Source organism: Streptomyces sp. SID13031, from assembly GCF_010548305.1.
Taxonomy (GTDB): domain Bacteria; phylum Actinomycetota; class Actinomycetes; order Propionibacteriales; family Kribbellaceae; genus Kribbella.
On record NZ_JAAGLV010000038.1, the window covers coordinates 1 to 18,991 of the forward strand.

General features: G+C 63.6%; 14 protein-coding genes and 1 pseudogene. 7 read left to right on the forward strand and 8 right to left on the reverse strand.

Annotated elements, in window-relative coordinates; all coding sequences use genetic code 11:
- Positions 1-927 precede the first annotated feature (927 nt).
- Both ltrA and G3I17_RS38750 read left to right on the forward strand, forming a co-directional pair.
- Entirely contained in the window at positions 928-2,613 is a 1,686-nt protein-coding gene (ltrA, locus tag G3I17_RS38745) for a group II intron reverse transcriptase/maturase (RefSeq protein WP_239063337.1), read from the forward strand.
- A gap of 866 nt (positions 2,614-3,479) precedes the next feature.
- A complete protein-coding gene (locus G3I17_RS38750) occupies positions 3,480-4,784 on the forward strand; it encodes a hypothetical protein (RefSeq protein ID WP_164604333.1) in 1,305 nt (434 codons plus the stop codon).
- A 451-nt stretch (positions 4,785-5,235) separates the two neighbouring features.
- On the opposite strand, the gene G3I17_RS38760 is transcribed toward G3I17_RS38750, so the two are convergent.
- The 8 genes and pseudogenes from G3I17_RS38760 to G3I17_RS38795 form a co-directional block, all read right to left on the reverse strand.
- On the reverse strand, positions 5,236-6,723 hold the full coding sequence (locus tag G3I17_RS38760; RefSeq protein ID WP_164604336.1) for an aldehyde dehydrogenase family protein: 1,488 nt from the start codon (positions 6,721-6,723) through the stop codon (positions 5,236-5,238).
- Positions 6,720-7,388: an HD domain-containing protein gene (locus tag G3I17_RS38765; protein ID WP_164604339.1), complete on the reverse strand. Its 669-nt coding sequence runs from the start codon at positions 7,386-7,388 to the stop codon at positions 6,720-6,722. The genes G3I17_RS38760 and G3I17_RS38765 overlap by 4 nt, the downstream gene beginning before the upstream one ends.
- A gap of 25 nt (positions 7,389-7,413) precedes the next feature.
- Positions 7,414-8,658: an FAD-dependent oxidoreductase gene (locus tag G3I17_RS38770; protein ID WP_164604342.1), complete on the reverse strand. Its 1,245-nt coding sequence runs from the start codon at positions 8,656-8,658 to the stop codon at positions 7,414-7,416.
- A 2-nt stretch (positions 8,659-8,660) separates the two neighbouring features.
- Entirely contained in the window at positions 8,661-8,981 is a 321-nt protein-coding gene (locus G3I17_RS41425) for a 2Fe-2S iron-sulfur cluster-binding protein (RefSeq protein WP_164604344.1), read from the reverse strand.
- Between the two features lie 20 nt (positions 8,982-9,001).
- Complete coding sequence (locus G3I17_RS38780; RefSeq protein WP_164604347.1) at positions 9,002-9,766, reverse strand: SDR family oxidoreductase; 765 nt, start codon at positions 9,764-9,766, stop codon at positions 9,002-9,004.
- 5 nt (positions 9,767-9,771) lie between these two features.
- Positions 9,772-11,598 (reverse strand): PEP-utilizing enzyme, encoded by a 1,827-nt coding sequence (locus tag G3I17_RS38785; RefSeq protein WP_164604350.1) that lies wholly within the window; start codon positions 11,596-11,598, stop codon positions 9,772-9,774.
- A 182-nt stretch (positions 11,599-11,780) separates the two neighbouring features.
- Positions 11,781-12,407, reverse strand: a pseudogene (locus G3I17_RS38790) (anthranilate synthase component I); the annotation flags it as partial.
- A 268-nt stretch (positions 12,408-12,675) separates the two neighbouring features.
- A complete protein-coding gene (locus tag G3I17_RS38795) occupies positions 12,676-12,984 on the reverse strand; it encodes a hypothetical protein (RefSeq protein WP_164604352.1) in 309 nt (102 codons plus the stop codon).
- 901 nt (positions 12,985-13,885) lie between these two features.
- On the opposite strand from G3I17_RS38795, the gene G3I17_RS38800 reads away from it, so the two are divergent.
- The 5 genes from G3I17_RS38800 to G3I17_RS40210 all read left to right on the forward strand — a co-directional run bounded on the left by G3I17_RS38800 (position 13,886) and on the right by G3I17_RS40210 (position 18,868).
- Positions 13,886-15,034 (forward strand): class I SAM-dependent methyltransferase, encoded by a 1,149-nt coding sequence (locus G3I17_RS38800; protein WP_164604354.1) that lies wholly within the window; start codon positions 13,886-13,888, stop codon positions 15,032-15,034.
- The gene (locus G3I17_RS38805) at positions 15,022-16,485 is read left to right on the forward strand and encodes a cytochrome P450 (protein WP_164604356.1); all 1,464 of its coding nucleotides are present in this window, start codon (positions 15,022-15,024) and stop codon (positions 16,483-16,485) included. The genes G3I17_RS38800 and G3I17_RS38805 overlap by 13 nt, the downstream gene beginning before the upstream one ends.
- Positions 16,482-16,847 carry a hypothetical protein gene (locus tag G3I17_RS38810; RefSeq protein WP_164604359.1) on the forward strand — a complete coding sequence of 122 codons (366 nt, stop codon included), beginning with the start codon at positions 16,482-16,484 and terminating at the stop codon, positions 16,845-16,847. Before G3I17_RS38805 ends, G3I17_RS38810 begins: the two co-directional genes overlap by 4 nt.
- Positions 16,848-16,855: 8 nt before the next feature.
- Positions 16,856-17,377, forward strand: a complete 522-nt coding sequence (locus tag G3I17_RS38815) for a 6-carboxytetrahydropterin synthase (protein WP_343238562.1) — start codon at positions 16,856-16,858, stop codon at positions 17,375-17,377.
- A 1,071-nt stretch (positions 17,378-18,448) separates the two neighbouring features.
- On the forward strand, positions 18,449-18,868 hold the full coding sequence (locus tag G3I17_RS40210) for a transposase (RefSeq protein WP_203591343.1): 420 nt from the start codon (positions 18,449-18,451) through the stop codon (positions 18,866-18,868).
- Positions 18,869-18,991: the final 123 nt, after the last annotated feature.

Genomic DNA, 18,991 nt, shown 5'->3' on the forward strand with positions numbered 1-18,991 from the left:
TCGACGGCAGTGACTACCCCAGCCACACCGCCCAAGAGACCGCGATCGCCGGCTACGTCCGCTGGCACAACAAACGCTCCCAGCCCAAACGACGCTTCGCTGTCGACTCCAAAATCCGCCGACCCGAATACCTGCCCAACGTTGCTTGACGAGGCACTAGCCCTGGCTTTGCAGTCACGATGTGATCGGGAGGCGACACGCGTCGTGGATGTAGAGAAATGCCTTACCTGCAAGGGATTCTGGACTTGCCTAGGTCTCAGAATGGCCCGAGAGGGAAGGCGCTTCGTAGGTGGTGCGACACGAGGTTGCATGCGTTAAGTGGCGCGTTGGTTGGAGGTCGGCGGTGTTGTCGATGACGTAGCCCGGGCAGTGTTCGTGGCTCGTCCCCGCCCTGACGTGCGTCGCTGGTAACGGCGGGGTGCGAAGCTCAGGGGAAAGCCCAAGTTGTCCTCGTTCCATCCGGGGGTGGCAGGTGAGGGGAAGGCCGGACGGGTGAACGTGAGTGAACCGCTGATGACATCTCGTCAAAGTGAGCCCCGGATAGGTGGATGCGGTGCCGGGGTGCAGGGCTGGTCGCTGTGAAGCGGCAGGCGGCGACCGGGGGCACCTAACCGGTCGTGTGAACACCGCCGGCCCCGGGATATAGGCGGCACCCTCCCCGGTCGTGTCTTGCGCATGTGGAACGTGGAAACCCCGCTTTGGTCCGGGCCGGTGGTTCGGTGGGTCGACCGTGAGGAAGACCGAACGCCTGGGCGGGAACAGGATGGCCCAAGAAGCTAATGCCGGTGGCCGAAAGGCAGCAGGAAACCACGCCCAGCAGGCCGCTCCTTCAGCGGTGGGGTTTGGATAACTGGCCGGATACCGGGTGCTGCCCGGACCGACATTGGGTGGCTGACGTGGGCCAGGTGAGCCTTTGGAGAAGCGACGATGGCAACACCGGTACTTGCGGGCAAGTTGGACACCGATGTGGTGAACGGACCGCGAGACGACAACCTCGACTGGGACGCGATCTGGTGGCGCTCGGTCGAGGACGACGTAGGGCGGTTGCGGCGACGGATCTTCAAGGCGTCGCAGGATGGGGATCTCAAGCGGGTTCGCAACCTGCAGAAGCTGATGCTGCGGAGCCGGTCGAACACGCTTCACAGCGTGCGGCGGGTAACGCAGCACAACGCTGGCCGCAAGACGGCGGGCATCGACGGTGAGGTCGCGTTGATCTCACGAGACAGGGCGGCGTTGGCGGTGGACCTCCACCGACACACCGCGCCCTGGCTGGCCCGGCCGGTCAAGCGGGTCTATATCCCGAAGGCGAATGGGAAGCAGCGTCCACTGGGGATTCCAGTGTTGCGGGACCGGGTGCAGCAAGCCCGGGTCGCGAACGCTTTGGAGCCTGAGTGGGAAGCGCGGTTCGAGCCGCGCTCGTACGGGTTCCGGCCCGGACGTGGCTGTCACGACGCGATCGAGGCGACCTACTGGACGCTCAAGGGCCGCTGGGCCAAGCGGCAGTGGGTGCTGGACGCGGACCTGTCAGCGGCGTTCGACCGCATCAACCACGACCGTCTCCTAACCCATCTGGGTGGGTTCCCCGCGCGGGGACTCATCGCGGGCTGGCTGGCTGCGGGCGTGGTCGAGCGGGGCCGGTTCACCCCGACCGAGGAGGGCACTCCACAAGGCGGGGTGGTCAGCCCGATGCTGCTCAACATCGCGCTGCACGGGATGGAACAAGCCGCCGGGGTCCGGTATCTGCGTCACGACACCTACGGGGTCGAGACGAGGCCGGACTCGCCAGTGCTGGTGCGATACGCCGACGATTTCGTCGTCATGTGTCACACCAGGCACCAGGCCGAACAGGTCTGGCAGCGGCTGGGTGAGTGGCTGGCCCCACGAGGCCTGGCGTTCAACGAGGACAAGACCCACATCGTCCACGTCGAGCAGGGTTTCGACTTTCTGGGGTTCAACATCCGCCGCTATCGCGGCAAGCTGCTCATAAAACCCAGTCCGGCGGCGGTGAAGCGGATACGGCAGCGGCTCGCCACTGAGGTGCGCTCTCTTCGGGGAGCCAACGCCGAAGCGGTGATCCGGCGACTCAACCCGATCATCCGGGGCTGGGCCGCCTACTACCGCAGCGCGGTCTCCAAAGAGGTGTTCTCCACGGTCGATCATCACCTGTGGGGGCATCTCTACCGGTGGGCATTGCGCGCCCACCAGAACAAGCCGAGGCGCTGGGTCGTTGACAAGTACTTCGGTATGTTCAACCCGTCCAGGCAAGACCGGTGGGTCTTCGGTGACCGCGACAGCGGCATCTACCTCCGCCGGTTCGTCTGGACAAAGATCGTCCGTCACCGGCTGGTCATGGGCACGGCGTCGCCAGATGACCTGCCCTGGACCAGTACTGGGCGCAACGGCGCCGCAAGACCTATTCACTGCTGGGCGGATCCACCGCGTCCCTGCTGCTACGACAGCACGGACGTTGCCCAGTTTGTGGGATGTTCCTGCTGCACGCCGACAACGGTCCACAGTCCCCGCGCGAGTGGGAACAGTGGCCCCGGACCATCACCAGAGCACTCCGCAAGGATGCACTGGCTATGGAACGTCTCGACGATGACGACGATCTGACCACGCACCGCCTCATCCACACCCGTTGCCGACAGCAACGTCCAGGCGACGGGTCCAGCAGCAATCAGCAAAAAGACGCCCTCGGGGCTTGCTTGAGCCGGATGCGGTGAAAGTCGCACGTCCGGTTCTGAGGGGGCCCGGGCGCAGCAATGCGCTCGGGCTACCCGACAAGAGACACGCGGTGTCGGGGGGACTGCCCCGGGTGTGTGCTGGCGATCGGTTGCAACCGCGACGTGGTCACGGCGGCCGGCAGATTCCGGACCGATCAAGCGGCCACGCTGATTCCCCGGCACGCCTGGCGTGCAGTACTCCTGCGGCGACGGCGCCAATGACCCCGCTACAACGACTGAGCCTAGCTGGCCATCGACCCCGACCTGCACGGGCGCCACAGCCAGCTGGTGCGGCGCAACAACCGCACCGGCGAACCGGCCGGGAACAACACCAGGTCCGCCGCCGGACCTCACGGCACCGCGCGACCATACCGTCGATGCCCGCCCACGCCTTCCTTACCGTCCTCACCGCCACCGAACACACCCACAGACCAGCCCCGACCGGCTGGATCCAGCTGACCTGCAACGAAATCCGGAACCTATCCACCACTGGGCTCATCACACCGATCCGCGACATCACCCACCTGCTCCACCGCTCAACCTGGCGACGACAACACCAACACCGCACCGAACGATGCCACTACCAGCGACGTCTCAACCGCGACAACCCAGACCCCCAAATCACCGGCTCAACCCAACATCACAAACTCCGGCTGCAGTACTAGGGGGCGAGACATGGGGACCTTCCCAGGTGTCTCCAGCTGGTGAACCTGGCGACCCTGGATCTCGACACTCCATCTTCCCTAGGGCGGATTCGTGAAATTTCTGGTTGGATCTCCTCATAGCGAGGGCGCAGCTGTTTCCGAATTAGCCTCGTGGGCAAGCGAGCAAGTCGGAATAGCGGGCGACCGATTTCGCGGCACCGTTGACGCTTGCGACATAAATGAACCTTCAGCGGACAAGCGTGCGATCACCACCAGGCATTTGCAGATTGACCCAGAGCCGTACAGGTTGCCGAATGGCTGGATTCCGCAACGGGTTGTCGCCTACGGCTCCACCGATCCGTTCATCGACAACAACCCGCTTGTGGCCGCGGCGGCCAGCGACTTTGTTGCGGAGATCTTGAAGACGACGAACAGGCTTGCGACCACCAACGAAGCCGTCCTGACCTATCTTTCATCTTGCCGGCCCAGACGGGGAAGAAGGCCTACTGTCGTTACAAAAGGACTCATCGACCTCGATCCAGGTTTCGGTCGGTGGATCCAGTCTCTACCCGACGCGGAGCAGTTGCGTGTCGTTGCACAGCCATGGTCGGACACGCCAACGATCCTGCATAACAAACGTGACGGAGGAATCGTCGAGCTTCCAAACTCGAAGTTCTTGCGTGCACTCACCGGCGGCGCCAATGATGGCTGGGGTGTGCGCGAACGCGCTGCGGAGGAAGCCGAAATAATCCGCAGCCACTTAGCCGAGAACGCTGCGATGTTCAGGCGTGGCCCGCTGCGGATCGCGAGCGTTGGCTCCGGTACTGGGGAGCCAATGATGGACGCCGCCGCAGCGGCCCTTCTGCAAGAATTCGGCACTGCCAACAGTCCGATGATCACGGTCTACGGTGCAGACCTCAATCCATCATCGCTTGCTGTTGCCGAGCATCTCGCGTCTACGCGATTTACTCAGCTGAAGTTCAATAGCGTTCGCACAAACTTTCTGAACAAGGTCGACCTACGTTCGTTTCTGTCCAAGGCTCGACCTCATGTAGTCGAAATGATGGGAGTTGCTGAGTATATTCCCGCAGAGGGTGCGCGTGTCGAAACGGAGCGACGGCAACGTTCATTGATGAGGAAGGTAGGGCTAATGTCCGCCGAGGAATTTCACGCGACGATCTATGACTCCCTGACCTCTGGCTCCATCTTCGTCACTGGCAACATGTCTACTGACAGCCCGGAAGTCGATTTCGTTCAGCACGGCCTCGGCTGGAAAGGGATCATCCCTAGATCAACAGCCGACTATCTTCGCGTTCTAGCCGACGCAGGAATACCAGGAGCGGCTGTCGAACTACATGTTCCAAACCCGGGCGATTCTTCGGGCGTCTATACGATGGTATCCATCAAGCGTCTCTAGCGGTGTCTTCGAAGTCAACCGGCCTGATCGAGCCACCCGGCGCCGCAAAGGCGAGAGCGATCCAATCGACGGTAACCCTGACCGGCTCCACAGCGACGCCGCCCCTCGCAGCTCTGTGCGGCACCAGGCGAAATTCGGCGACCAGCGACACCGGTAAGGCGGCAGCCGCAAGGACACACTCCGAGCCCTCAAGCGCTACATCGCCCGCGAGACCTTCTCCATCATCCGAGCCGCACTGACCACCGAACACGCTCTCGCCAAGGCCCCTTGACATAGGGCCTCAACGCCCTGGCCGAGACCAACATTCGGCTCTACAAGACCGAATCCATCCGCGACGAATCACCATTTCGCCACGGTCTGCTGACCAGCCTCAGCCACGTTGAGACCACCACCGCCGACTGGGCGCATTGGTACAACACCAGCCGGCCTGTGGCTCCATGGCTCGCCCCTGTCACCTCCCTTGGTTCGCTGGGTTGGCCTTGCGGTGGATCGACTTGTAGGTCACGTACGCCGACAGCCCCTCCACGCCGTACTCCACACCGAGGCCGGAGTCATGCCGGCCGCCGAAGGGCGCGCTGTGGTTCGACGCGAAGAAGTTGATGCCGACGGATCCGGTGTCCATCCGCTCCGCGACCGTCAGCGCGTTGACCGGGTCGTCGGAGAAGACCAGTCCGCCGAGACCGAAGCTAGTTTCGTTGGCGAGCGCGATTGCCTCGTCCAGCGTCTCGTAGCGCAGGATGCTGATCACCGGCCCGAAGATTTCCTCGCGCGCGATACGCATCCGCGGCGTGACATCGGCGAATACTGTCGGCTCGACGTAGTAGCCCTGCTTCACATCTGCCGCTTGGCCGCCGGTGGTCGCGCGAGCGCCCTGCTCGTGAGCCGACTTCAGGAAGCCCACCACCGTGTCGAATTGCGCTTTGGTCGCCACCGGTCCGAACACCGTGTCCTCGTCGAGCGGATCACCCAGCTTCGCACCTACGACCACCCGGGTCACCATCGCGACGACCTCGTCGTATCGCTCGGCGGGTGCCAGGATCCGCGTCGAGATGTAGCAGGTCTGACCGGTGTTGCGAAGACACGAGCGGATGAGCACTGCCGACATCGCATCCAGGTCGGCGTCGGGAAGCACGATGGCCGACGATTTCCCGCCCAGTTCGAGTGTTACCGGGCGCAGCAGTTCGCCACAGACGGCCGCGATCTTCCGCCCAACCGGGGTCGAACCGGTGAAGGCGACCTTCGCCGTGAGCGGGTGCCGGATCAGCGCGTCGCCGACCGCACCCGATCCAGTGATCAGGTTGACCACCCCAGCGGGCACACCGGCAGCGTCGATCGCGTCGACGACGAAGCGGATCGACAGCGGTGTCGGCGAGGCCGGCTTGATCACAACGGTGCAGCCGGCTAGCAGCGCGGGGGCGAGCTTGATGACCACCAGGCTGATCGGGAAGTTCCATGGTGCGATGAGGGAACAGACACCCACGGGATCGCGCCGTACGAGCGACTCGGCCCCACCGCTCGGGAACGGCCGGACGTCTTCGCGCTCAAGATAGTCCGCGAGACCAGCGAAGTAACGGAAAACCCCAGCCGCGTTTGCGGCTGCGCCTTTCGTCTCCGCCAGTGGCGCGCCGTTCTCGCGGCTGTTGGTGAAGGCGAGCGGCTCTGCACGATGCTCGATCTCGTCAGCGATCCGGAGCATGTATGTCGCCCGCTCAGACGGTGTCAGCCGCGGCCACGACCCCGAGCGGAAGGCTAGGTCGGCCGCAGCCATCGCCGCGTCAATGTCGGCCAACGTCGCCTCCGGGACTGACCCCCAGACCTCTTCCGTCGAGGGATCGACGACCTCGGCGCGGCGGTCGCCAGTGGATCTGCGCCACTCCCCGTCGATGTAGTGATCGTCGACATGGGTCCACGGCAGCTTGAGGGAGATCCGCCGGTTCATCGCAGCACGCCCGTCTTGAGCAGGGCCATCGACCGGACGAGAGCGGCCGTGGCCATGGCGATGCCGGCCTCGGTCAGGAGCTCCGGGACGATCTCGGCGGCAAGCCGGTCGCAGTACGTCGCAGGGTCCATCCCGAACCAGTCGGATGCAAGCGCGATCCCGGCCTGGTCGAACCGCCAGAGCCGGTCTGCATCCCGGACGAGTGCATCCTCCAGTGACCTGGCCTCGTTGCGGGTGTCATAGCCGTCGATGATCGCGCAGACGTCCTCGATGAACCGTTCGCTGTAGCCCAGGGGCGGCATGACCTCGCGAGCGATCAGGCAGCCCTGCTTCTCGTGCTCGTAGCGGATCGCGGCCCTGCGCCAGGCACCGCTGAAGCCCTCGCTGATGATCCGGGATTCATCGACCCGGCCCCAGCCGGTGTCATGCAGCAGGATCGACACCCTCACCAACAGCGAGTCGGCCTTGGGATAGCCCGCGCAGAGCCGCTCGGCGTAGGCCAGCGAGATCGGCAAATGGATGTCGTTCGCCCGAGCGCGAGTCTCGGGCACTACCGCCGCCCAGACAGGGTCGAGGTCGTCGCCGTAGGCCGGGGTCAACGCGATCGGCGAGGTGTCCACCGGATGCGGTGTAGGCACCGGCGTCGGCGGAAGAGGCGAGGTCATCGCGAACTCCTTTCCGGTCGGATGGTCAGGGCTCGACGGTGATGGACTTCAACGGTGTGGCCGGGTCGGCGGCCGCGCCGTACGGGATGGCGGCGCCCATGGCGAGCGCGACTTTGACCGCGATGAAGTCCAGCGGTGTGTTCACGCAGTCGGCGGCGATCACGTTGTCGCCGCGGTAGTACAGGACCGAAAATATGCCCGCGTCGTCGTCGCGGCGGACCAGCGTGCGGTCGTGGCCCGCCGACAATCCGACGATCTGAAGCTTGAGTTCGCCTTGGTTGGACCAGAACCACGGGATGCCGACGTACTCTTCCGGGCGGCCGGTGATGGCGTATGCGGCCACCTTGGCGTGCTCGATGGCATTGTTGACGCTCTCGAATCGGACCCGATCGCCCGCCGGTGCACCCGGCACCGGGTTGGGCAAGTTGGCGCAGTCGCCGACGGCCACCGTGAAGCCGTCCGTGGCGACCGCGTACTCGTCGACGCGGATGCCGTTGTCGCAGTCGAGCCCTATCGACTCCGCGAGTTCCGTGTTGGGTACGACCCCGACGCCGATGAGAAGGATGTCGGCCGGTATCAGCCAGCCGTCGGCATCGACGCCGCGGACCGCGTCCCCCTTCGCGATGATCCGCTTGATCTGGGAGCCGAGGAGAATGTCGATCCCCTGCGCAGCGTGGTACTTGAGGAGGAACTCCGAGGTCTCCGCTCCGACTGCCCGTCCGATCAGGCGTGGGCCGGCTTCGACGAGCGTGACATGCTTGCCCATCTTGTGCAGGCTAGCCGCCGCCTCGATGCCGATGAAGCCACCGCCCACGACGACAACGTCGGATGCCGACTGCGCTCGCGCCCTGAGCTCGAGCGCGTCATCGGCGTTCCGCAGGTAGAGCACGCCCGGCAGGTCCGCACCCTCGAGAGGCAGCCTGCGGGCGCGGGCGCCGATGGTCAGCGCAAGCCGGCCGAAGGCGAACTCCCGCCCCGACCGTGAGCGTGCAGTTCTGGAACCGTCCGGCTGCTTGTCGATCCTGATGATCCGCTCGTTCTTAACGACGGTGATCCGGTGCTCGTCCCAATAGGCCTGTGATCGGAAGATCAACGACTCCTTGGTGATCGCACCCTGCAAGAACTCCTTGGATAGCGCCGGCCGCTGGTACGGCCGGTGGTTCTCTTCACCGAGCAGGGTGATCGGCTCGGTATAGCCCAGAGCCCGCAGTGAGACCGCCAGTTGCACGCCCGCCTGCGAGGCACCGACGATGAGCAATCCGTCGGCCATCTTCACACCTGCGTCTCAGGTGTCGTCACATGGAGATCCATGCTGTCGGTCACCCGGAGCTGGCAGGACAGACGGGAGGTGTCCTGGCGGTCGCACGCCGCGCCGTACAACATCTCGTCCTCCATCTCCTCCATTGCTGGCAGCGCAGCCAAGTCGTCCTGGGCGACGTACACGTGGCAGGTGGCGCATGACAGGGAGCCGCCGCATTCCGCGACAATGCCGGGCACACCGTTGCGAACCGCAGTCTCCATGACCGAGTCGCCCACGGTCGCTTCGAGTGTGCGGGCGCCGCCAGTGCTGTCGGTGTAGGTGATACGAGGCATCTAGGAACTCCTATCCAAGGTCAGACGAACTGACGTCCGCCGTCGACGACGAGCGTCTGGCCTGTCAGATAAGAGCTGTCCCCGCCGGCGAGAAACAGCGCCGCGCCGACGATGTCCTCCGGCTGGCCGGAGCGACGTAACGCACCACGCTCCACGCCATAGCTGTCTGCGTCCTCGACCAAGCCATAGCTCGCCTCAGTGAGCGTGAAGCCAGGAGCGATGGCATTCACCGTGATCGAACGCCGTCCGAGTTCCTTGGCCATCACGCGGGTGAGTGCGATCACGCCGCCTTTGGAGGCGACATAGTGCAACCAGTCCTCCGAGCCGCTGTAGACGGTCGCGGAGGACAGGTTCACCACCCGCCCTCCTTCGGGAAGGTAGGGCGAGCAGGCCCGGACGCACAGCCACGGGCCTTTGAGGTTCACCGCCATCACCTGGTCCCACTCGGCCGGGTCGATCGCCTCCAGCGGGGATCGGGTGACAGTGCCGTAGACGGCCGCATTGTTCACCAGTACGTCGATGTGCCCCGCGCCGAACTCCGCCACCGCTGCTGCCGCCGACCCGATGGAGGCCGCCGACGTGACGTCGGCCAGGCCGTGCCACACATGCGCCCCGGTGTCCTTGACCAGTCGAGCAGTCTCCTCGACCCCTTCGGCGTCGACGTCGCCGACTGCGACCCGGTAACCGCGCGCAGCAAAACCGAGGGCGAAGGCCCGCCCCAGACCGCCTGCCGCGCCGGTGATGAGAACTGTGCGGCCGGCGCCCTCCAACCGCACCGGAGTCATAGCGCTCAGGCCTCGAGGATCTCGACGCGGCCGGCGGTCCCGTCCACCCGGAGGAGCTGGCCGGTCGTGATGGTCGTGGAGCCAGTACCGGTACCGGTGACAGCGGGCAGGCCGTACTCACGACAGACGATGGCGGCGTGACTCATCATGCCGCCGATGTCGGTGACCGTCGCCTTGATCTTGCCGAAGATCGGGCCCCACGACGGTGCGGTGATGGTGGCGACGAGAATCTCGCCCTCCTGCACCTCCCCCAGTTGATCGGCATGCGTGATCACCCGGGCGCGCCCCTCAACAACGCCTGGCGAAGCCGCCATGCCCCTGATGGATCCGTCATCGGTGTCCTGGTCCGAGCCGAGCCACTGGCGCACCTGCTCGGTGGTGATTCCGTAGAGCATCATCGTGAACGGCTCGGTGATCTGCGCCGGAGGCGTATTCAGCGCCGGCTGCGGACGCTGACTCGACAGCGCGTCGATGATGCCCCGCCGACGCTCGACTTCTTGGGGCCAGTAGTGGGGTCCGGTCGGCTCAGCCCCGACGGCCCAACCGGTGACCAGGTCGAAGAGCGCGTCGCGGACCTCGTTGCGGGTCAGGTAGAGCATGTCCTCGGGGGCCGCCCAGAAGTCGGCGACGGCGAAGACCTTCCCGAGTTCGCGAACCTTGCGCCAGAAGACGCCCATGGTCCAGTGCTCGATGTAGAAGTTGTGGTTCTCCACGTACGGGTAGGCCGTGGCTGCAAGCCCTCGCTTCGCATCGAACTGCGCCTGCTGGTCAGCACCGACCAACTCCCGGTACTCGGCGACGACTCGGTCCCGCTCGGCCACCAGCGCATCAACCGGCCGCATGATGTCGTGGCCTTCCTCGACGCGGCGGATGTAGTCCTTGATGTACCCGAGCGGGATCTCCTGGTGGTCGATCCAGTACTTGTCGTGGCCGTAGAAGCCGTTGCCGACGGTGAAGTTGAACCAGGGATCCTGCGCACCGAGGTAGGCATCAGCCCACTCCTGACCTCCATCTGCGGCTCGTACCCGGTTGAGCGTTCCCGCGACGTCGTCGGTGTCCTCGAAGGCACTCTGAAGACCGAGCTCAACCGCTAGCACTGCGAGCTTCTTCAGCTCGTCGTCGGGCCGGAACAACTCCATGTCCACGCCCTGCACCATCTTCGCAATGGCCTGGTCGGGAATGCCGGGGAACAGCTCCTTGCAGAAGCCGAAAAAGTCCAGGTAGGCGAGGTAGCCGAGGTTGAGGAACTCGAAGTGGTACTGCCAGTTCTGGTAGCAGAGCTGGATCAACCGGTCGTAGTTCTCCATCAGAACCTCGGAGCCGTCCTTGGCCTTGCCTGCCACGATGTCCTCGAACGGCACCACGTCCGGGAGCGCGGTGAACGAGAGCGACTCCATCTCGTCGATCGTGCCGAGCACCTTCGCATGCCAGCCGTCGAGCAGGCTGTCCCAGTTCTGGAAGTAGTGCCCAGCCCGCCGCTCGAACTCGGGAACCCGAGCGGCGATCTCCTCCTCTGCCACCGGCACAGGACTCATGTACAGGTAGCCCAGATGAATCTTGAACTCGATGCCGTTGGCCGGCGGGATCAGCAGATGCCTGGTGTTGTACTGCCCGAGACACTTGACCGCGAACTCGCCGCCGATGGTCTCGAAGGGCTTGAAAACGGTCGGCCAGTGCTGGCTGTCGCAGAACCAGAACTTCTCGTCCTCGGCGCCGCCGAGGTTCTGGAAGGCCAGGTTGTACGGGTACAGCTTCTCCCAGCCCTCGGCGCCCGGCGGCACCGTCAGTTCGGACGGCTTCGGGAAGGACTTGATCACGGGCTGGCTGGTCATGGTGGTCTTCCTGTCGGGGAAAGTGGTCATGCATTGCATGTGCTCGGACGGATCGGCGATAGCGTCAATCGAGGAGGGCTGAAGGTGAGCTCGGCTGAAATTGAAGCCTCCCGGTACTCCGCGCTGGAGCGCTGCCGGTGCGGGTCGGGCTGCGCCTGGCGATCCGCCCTGACGACGTACGACGGGGTCGGCTGCGCCAGGTCGCGCTCCATCGCGTCGAGCCGGCCGACGGCGTCGGCGTACGACTCGTCGACGCGCTCGTCGGAGTCGTCCCAGTTGACCGCGTTCGCGATCAGCCAGATCTCGCCGGTCTCGTGGTCGAGCGCGGCCAGATCGGTCGCGAACAGGAAGGTCAGCTCGGGCAGGCCGAGGTCGTCGGTCGTTGTGTCCGGCAACTTCTCCAGCCGGCGGACGGCGTCGTACCCGAGGAAACCGACCATGCCGCCGGTCAGCGGGGGCAGGTCGGGCAGGCGTGGGGTGTGCAGGATCTCCAGCGTCTCGCGAAGCGCCTGCAGCGGGTCACCGGTCTGGGGCAGGCCGACGGGCGGGTTGCCGGTCCAGATCGCCTGGCCGTCCCGCTCGGTCAGCGTGGCGGCGCTGCGGACGCCGATGAACGAGTACCGCGACCAGACGCCGCCGTTCTCCGCCGACTCCAGCAGGAAGGTGCCTTCGCGCTCAGCCGCAAGCTTGCCGTAGACGCCGATCGGGGTCTCCGCGTCGGCCAGCAGCCGGCGCGTCACCGGGATGACGCGCCGGTCCTTGGCGTAGTCGCGGAAGGTCTCCAGGTCCGATGTGACAGGACGCGGCACTGGCCGATCCGAGCCGACCTTCGACGCTGCTCTGCCATCTCGCGTTTGGGGCGGGCCTAACACCCTCACCCTCGCCTATTCCAACGAGTCACCTCATCAATTCCTACGATTGGCAGGCACTGGTGGCGGCATTGACCCAGTGCCATTGACAATACTGCATACGCATATGAAGTGTTTAGCATAGGATGCTTTCATCCGGAATTTGTCAATATCTCTGGGCGGCTGAGACTGACCAATGTGAAGGTGACGGGTTGCACAGGCCTAGTCCTCAAGCCGCGGTCGCACCGCCGAAGCTCGAGCGACGGTTGGTATCTTGGCTGACTTGAACTCGCACGCCTCGCCCCAAGACCAGCTGTCGGCGGACGCCTCGCATATCAACGTGAGAAGGATAGATTGGGCCGTCAATGGCAGCGCCCCATAACATTGCCTCGTAGTGGGAGCCTTGGACCTCGACTACAATGTCGCCACCAAGCTGAATATGCACTTGATAGGCAGTGTCGGCCAGTTCTGGATGGAACGCAATCAGGCGCTCAACCATGGCCACGTCGGCTGCCATATTCTGCAACTCAGTGTTCATTGCGCTCCATTTGAACTTCTGGACGCCACTCTCTCGAGCGAGCTACTCAGCGAGTCCCGCTCTCACAGATCGGAATGTTGACTGGGTTGGGTGCAGCCAGCCTTGTCGGGGCGATAGAACTCTATTTGAGACTCGTTCATCAGGCGTGCAGTCACATCCGCACCAACCCCCAGTCACGCCCCCTAAACTTGGCCGCGGTAAATCTTGACTACATAGAGGTCCGGGTTCGGGCCGGGCTTCCACCCATTCCAGCGCCCCGCCGGGCAGTTCGCCGGCCTACTCCCCGGCCGAACACAGCACGTGCTCAGGCATGGTCGGCCGAACCTTGAGCCGCGGCCGGGTGGAGCAGACCCAAGCGGCGGTAACCCTCGTTCAGTCGGGCCCAATCTCGGTACACATGCGAGTCCGGAGCCTGGTCCATGTATGCCTGCGCCGCCGGACGCCTGGCTTCGGGGCTTGGGTAGCTCTGCTTGGCTTGTAGGGGTCAGCCGGAGTTTGATGAGAGGTGGCGGGCGGAGCCTTCGCAGCAGGGGTGTGGTGGCGACTGCGCGACCACTTCGAGGACATAGCCGTCTCCAATATCCGCGTGGAGCAATGCCCAGCGCTTGGCGTTGCCTCGACCGTAGATATGAGCGGTAGCCCTAGGCGCCTGCCCGATGGTGAACTCGTTCTTCCCGCAGCGGATGACTCCTGCGTAGCGCGCGGGTCGGTGAGGGGCACGATCTGGGCTGCCGGCAACAGTTTCTCGCCGCCACACTCATTGCCCTGCGTAGCCGAACGGCGCGGACGGTAACGAGCGCAAAGCTTGGGGTCCAACCTAAGGGGGTTCCCTGAGTCTCGGTGGTCAACTCCAACCCCACGCTCACTACACGAGTGTTGAGGTGCCACGTCTGGAGTCGGCATGGGTTACGGGCAGAGCGTTTCCGATAAGACATCGGCAGTGCCGACGATGAAGGCCGATGGATACTACGCACTCCATACGGCAGGAGCCAGGGCGGTCATCGAGGCAACACGCCCTATGCTCTTGAAGGCGGCCTCGCATGTCCCGATCGCACTCAGTCGGCCGCTGGTTATCGCCGACTACGGCGCAGCAGACGGGCAGAATTCGGGCGACGCATTCCGTGCAACCATAGGATGTTTGCGATGGCGTTCGCAGAACGTCACCGTGCAGGTCGTCTACAGCGATCAGCCTGAGAACGACTACTCAGCGCTCTTTCGTTGGTTGCACGATGAGCCTCCTACGGGCGGCGGTTTGCCGCGCAGTCTGCTGGCGGACCTCGACGAGGTCTATGTGACTGCGGTGGGTGACACGTTCTACCGTCAAGTATTGCCGGCGGAGAGCGTGACGATCGGATTCAGTGCTACCGCTATGCATTGGCTGAGCCGGACACCTCGCGCGATCCCGGGCCACATACACGCGGTCAGTGCTGGTGGCAGCGTACTCCAGGAATTCCGCGACCAGGCGCGAGCCGACTGGGACACGTTGTTGCGACACCGCGCCCGAGAGCTCGTTCCGGGTGGCTTTCTGATCGTCGCCAATTTGTGCGTCGATGGACACGGGCGTTATGTGGGCAACACTGGCAAAGCCAACGTCCTCGACACGCTCAACAACGTCTGGAGATCGTTGTACCGCGACGGCCTGTTGTCAGACCAAGAATGCGCGGCGGCGACTTTCCCGCAGTATTTCCGGACCATGGCAGAGATCCAAACACCGTTCTCCGAACGATCGAGTGCGCTTCGTGGGCAACTCACTCTGGTGAGCAGCTCAACCAACATTGTTCGATGCCCCTATGCGGCCGCGTTCCAGCGTCATCGGAACGCGGCGCTGCTCGCCGACGGGCTCGTTCCCGCCGTTCGCTCATGGAGTGAAGGAGTGTTCATGATCGCCCTCAAAACCAAGCAGCCGGCCGAGCGCGCCACCATCGTCGACGAGCTGTACCGACGCTACCGCAACCTAGTGATCGCGAAGCCGAAAAATCACAGGCTGGACTACGTGCACGCATATCTGCTGCTCCGACGCGAAGAGACGGATGGGTCATGCGCCACCTGACACTGCCGCCGGGCCCACGGGGGCTGCCAGTGCTGGGGAATTTGTTGGATGTGCCCCTGCATTCTCTGAAAGATCTCAGTTCTCTGTCACAACGCTACGGCTCGGTATTCTCATTGCGACTGGGGTCCCGGACAGTCGTCGTGATCACCGATCCTGATGTCCTCGAGGAGGTCTATGTCAAGCATGCGGACTCCTGCGGCGCGCGGCCGAGTTTCGTCAACACGGATGTGATTAGCGGGGGTGGACAATCGACGCTCCTCGGAAATGGAGCGGCATGGCACGCTCGCCGCAGACTGCTCATCCAGGGATTTCTCCAGCCGCGACACCTTCCCGACTTGGTCCCGGCTCTCAACGAGGAACTCACGGCGATCACGGATCGGATCGAAGCAGCGAGTGCCGCATCTACTCCATTGCAACTATTCGGGGACCTGCTGCAAGTGGAGCAATTCGCCATCGCAACGCGGTTGCTCACCGGGGCGCCTCCTGCCCAACACAGCTCCGTACAGATGAGACTGCGCGCCGCGGTCGAGGCCGAGTCCAGCCATTTCGGGCCGCAACTGGCAGACTTCCTTCCCCTGCTGCGGCCGTGGGCACGTGTCAGACTCTGGACAGTACGACGCCACGTCCGCTACTTCCACCGGTTCTTCACCGCTCAGATCCGCCTACGGCGCGACGCCCTGGCGGGTGGAGCCCAGCCAACTGGCGTGCTGGACTCGCTGCTACGTAAGCGCGACCACATGATCACGGCCGAACAAGGCAAGATGGGTGCGCACTGCAGCGACGAGACCCTGCCCTACATGATTTACAACATCTTTGGGACAATGAACCCGACGCATATCACCGTGATGCGCGCGCTGGTTTTCCTCCTGCGGAGTCCGGCGGCGCTGGATCGGACAGTCACAGAGATCGACAACGTTCTCGGCACTCGGACCGCACCAACCGTCGCCGACCTCGACCGTCTCACCTACTTGAACGCGGTCATCAAGGAGGCTATGCGACTGCGGCCACCGACACCCTCGCTCGTACCGCGATTGGTCACCGAGGACATCGTTACCACCCAGGGGCACCTCATCCCTAAGGGCGCCATTCTCATGGCGAATATATCGGCCCTCGGTCATGACGAGAAATACTGGGAGAAATCGAGAGAGTTCCATCCTGAACGATTTCTCGATGGCGATGGTGCAGGCGAGCGAACCAACACCGACAACTTCTTCCCGTTTGGAGTGGGCCCCCGTGCGTGCCCAGCGCGTCTACTCGGTACGACGATAGTCAGTCTCTGGTTGGTGCATTTGCTTCGACGATTCGACATCAAACTAGTGGAATGTCCCGCCGACTCCGAGAAGTGGCACCCGGGCAGGCCGCCGAAATCTGTAGGTGCACAAGTATTCAACGATTTCCCCGACGATGTTCGCGTCTTCTTCACAGCGAGAACACGAAGGAGCGGACAATGATTGGCAAGCTGGACCGGGCCACCCGGTCGTCGATTTGGGTCGACCTGCTCTTACCAGGATTCCACCGCTGGCCAGCGGCTCCGCCGAACCGTGACCACCTGGCGTACCGCCATCGGCATCACTTCTTGATTCGCGCCGAAGTCATGGTCGAGCATCATGACCGTGACGTGGAGTTCATGTCCCTGACCGAGGATGTGACTCACTGGTGGGGTGCTGGCGATCGAGAGTTAGGTGAAGCGTCTTGTGAAAACGTCGCGGAACAGATTGGGACTGATCTCCGCGGCCTCGGGTATTCGGCAATTTCCGTTTCAGTCGCCGTGGATCACGAAGGCGGGGCGAAGGTCGAATGGGTCACGAAATGACGCACTCCGTGACTGTCCGGCACAACTTTGAAACTGCTCACCGGATCCCTGTACTGGGCGGGAAGTGTCAGAACCTCCACGGTCATTCCTGGTGGTGTGAGATCACTGTATCGGCGTCGGAGACCGCGGACGGCACCGTCATTGAGTTCGGTGTCCTCAAGCGCGAGATCCGGGCCTGGATCGACAGCTGGCTCGATCATGGCGCCATGCTCGGCTACTCGGATCCGCTCTACACCGCACTCTCAGCCGAAGGTTGTAAGGTATTCCGCTTCGGAGCGGGAGCTGCGAGTTCACCGCCAGAGCGATACGCGCTGGATTTGGCATGGCCGACTGTAGAAAACGTCGCCCAGCTCCTCGCCAATGTAGCACGCGACATCATTACTTCAGTCCCGCACGCGGCATCATCATGGCTAAGCGCTGTCAAAGTCAACGAGACACACGTGAACGCCGCAAGCTGGACCGCACCGCTGCGGAACTCTATGCATAACGAACAGAGAAACCAAATCAACAGAAATCAGTTATGGCCATGATAGATAGTCTTGGGCGGGTACCGCTCCGCGATTCTCCCCTCGATTCGGCTCCCGAAGAAGTCTCTGTCGCGGCCTCCGCTGCGCGGGCGATGCTAGCGGCGCTAGGCCTGCCGTGTGCCGACGAGTCGACCATCGAGACGCCGCGTAGATTGACCGAGGCCCTGCAAGAACTTATGTCCGGCTGCCAAGTCGATCCGAAGCGCCATCTCCGTGTGACCTTCCCAGCAGAAGGGGAACCCGCTCTGATCGCGGCAGTCGGCATCCCGATCGTGTCCGTCTGCGAACATCACATGCTGCCCTTCGTCGGCCACGCTACCGTGGCGTACCTCCCCCACACAGGGCAGCCTATTGTCGGACTGTCAAAGCTAGCCCGCATCGTGCAGGAGTACGCTGCCAGACCTCAGATGCAGGAACGCATTGGGAACCAGGTCGTGACTGCCCTCAACGACTGTTTGCAACCACAGGGGGCAGCCTGCCTTATTAGGGCGGCCCACACATGCATGACGATCCGAGGCGCCTGTGCATATGGAGCTGAAATGATAACCAATCACTTCAGCGGTGCATTTCGAAGCGACGAGCTCTTGCGCGCAGAGTTATTCGCCCGCGCGATTCCGCACCCTTAGTAGAGGCGTCTGCTGGGTTCGATGTTTGGTCTTTGAGTGAAGTTTTCGTCGTAATCTCATGCAAGACGCCATAACGTCTGCGGGCTAGCCTCGGCGTTTCACAGAAATTAGTTCGACACGTGACGTGAAAAGGCGAGAGCGCCTTGCCTGTAAGGGGAAGTGGGTTTTGCGAAAAACCAATGATCTCGAACAGGAAGGCACTCTCGGTGCAGTTTAGCAAGGGCACGGCCCGGTTCAAGATGTCGGCGGATGGTAAGAGCCGCCTGCCGCCACTGCACGCGCCCGGCCAGGTGCTGGTTGATCTCGCGGTCACGATCGCCGATGGCGGCGACGCATTGCGGCATCTGCGGACACTGCGGGACCAGCCGCGCCTGTTCGGGCTGGTCGCCTCCGACACGACCGCGTGGCGAGTGGTCGACAAGGTCGACACAGAGCCCGGCTGGACGCATTGCGGGCGGCACGCGTCGAAGCCCGCGAGCGGGCCTGGGCAGCCGGCGCGGGCCTGGACCTGTCGAAAGAGGTGTGGATGCACTTCGACGCGACCCTGCTGACCGCGCACTCAGACAAGGAAGACGCCCCACCAACATGGAAGAAGAGCTTCGGCTGCCACCCATTGCTGTGTTACCTGGACCGGCCAGACATCTCTTGTGGTGAAGCCCTGTCTAGGCTGCTAAGGCCCGAGAACGCCGGCTCAAACACCGCAGCCGATCATGTTGCGGCGCTGGACCTGGCCATCGCCTCGCTACCCAAGGACACCCGGCCCCGACCGGACGAGGTCGACGGGCCCAAGGTGATGGCCAGCGCCGATTCGGCCGGCGCGACCAACGTGCTCGCAGCCGCGCTCCGCGCCCGCGGGATCGGGTTCTAGTGCCTCGTCAAGCAACGTTGGGCAGGTAATCGGGTCGGCGGATTTTGGAGTCGACAGCGAAGCGTCGTTTGGGCTGGGAGCGTTTGTTGTGCCAGCGGACGTAGCCGGCGATCGCGGTCTCTT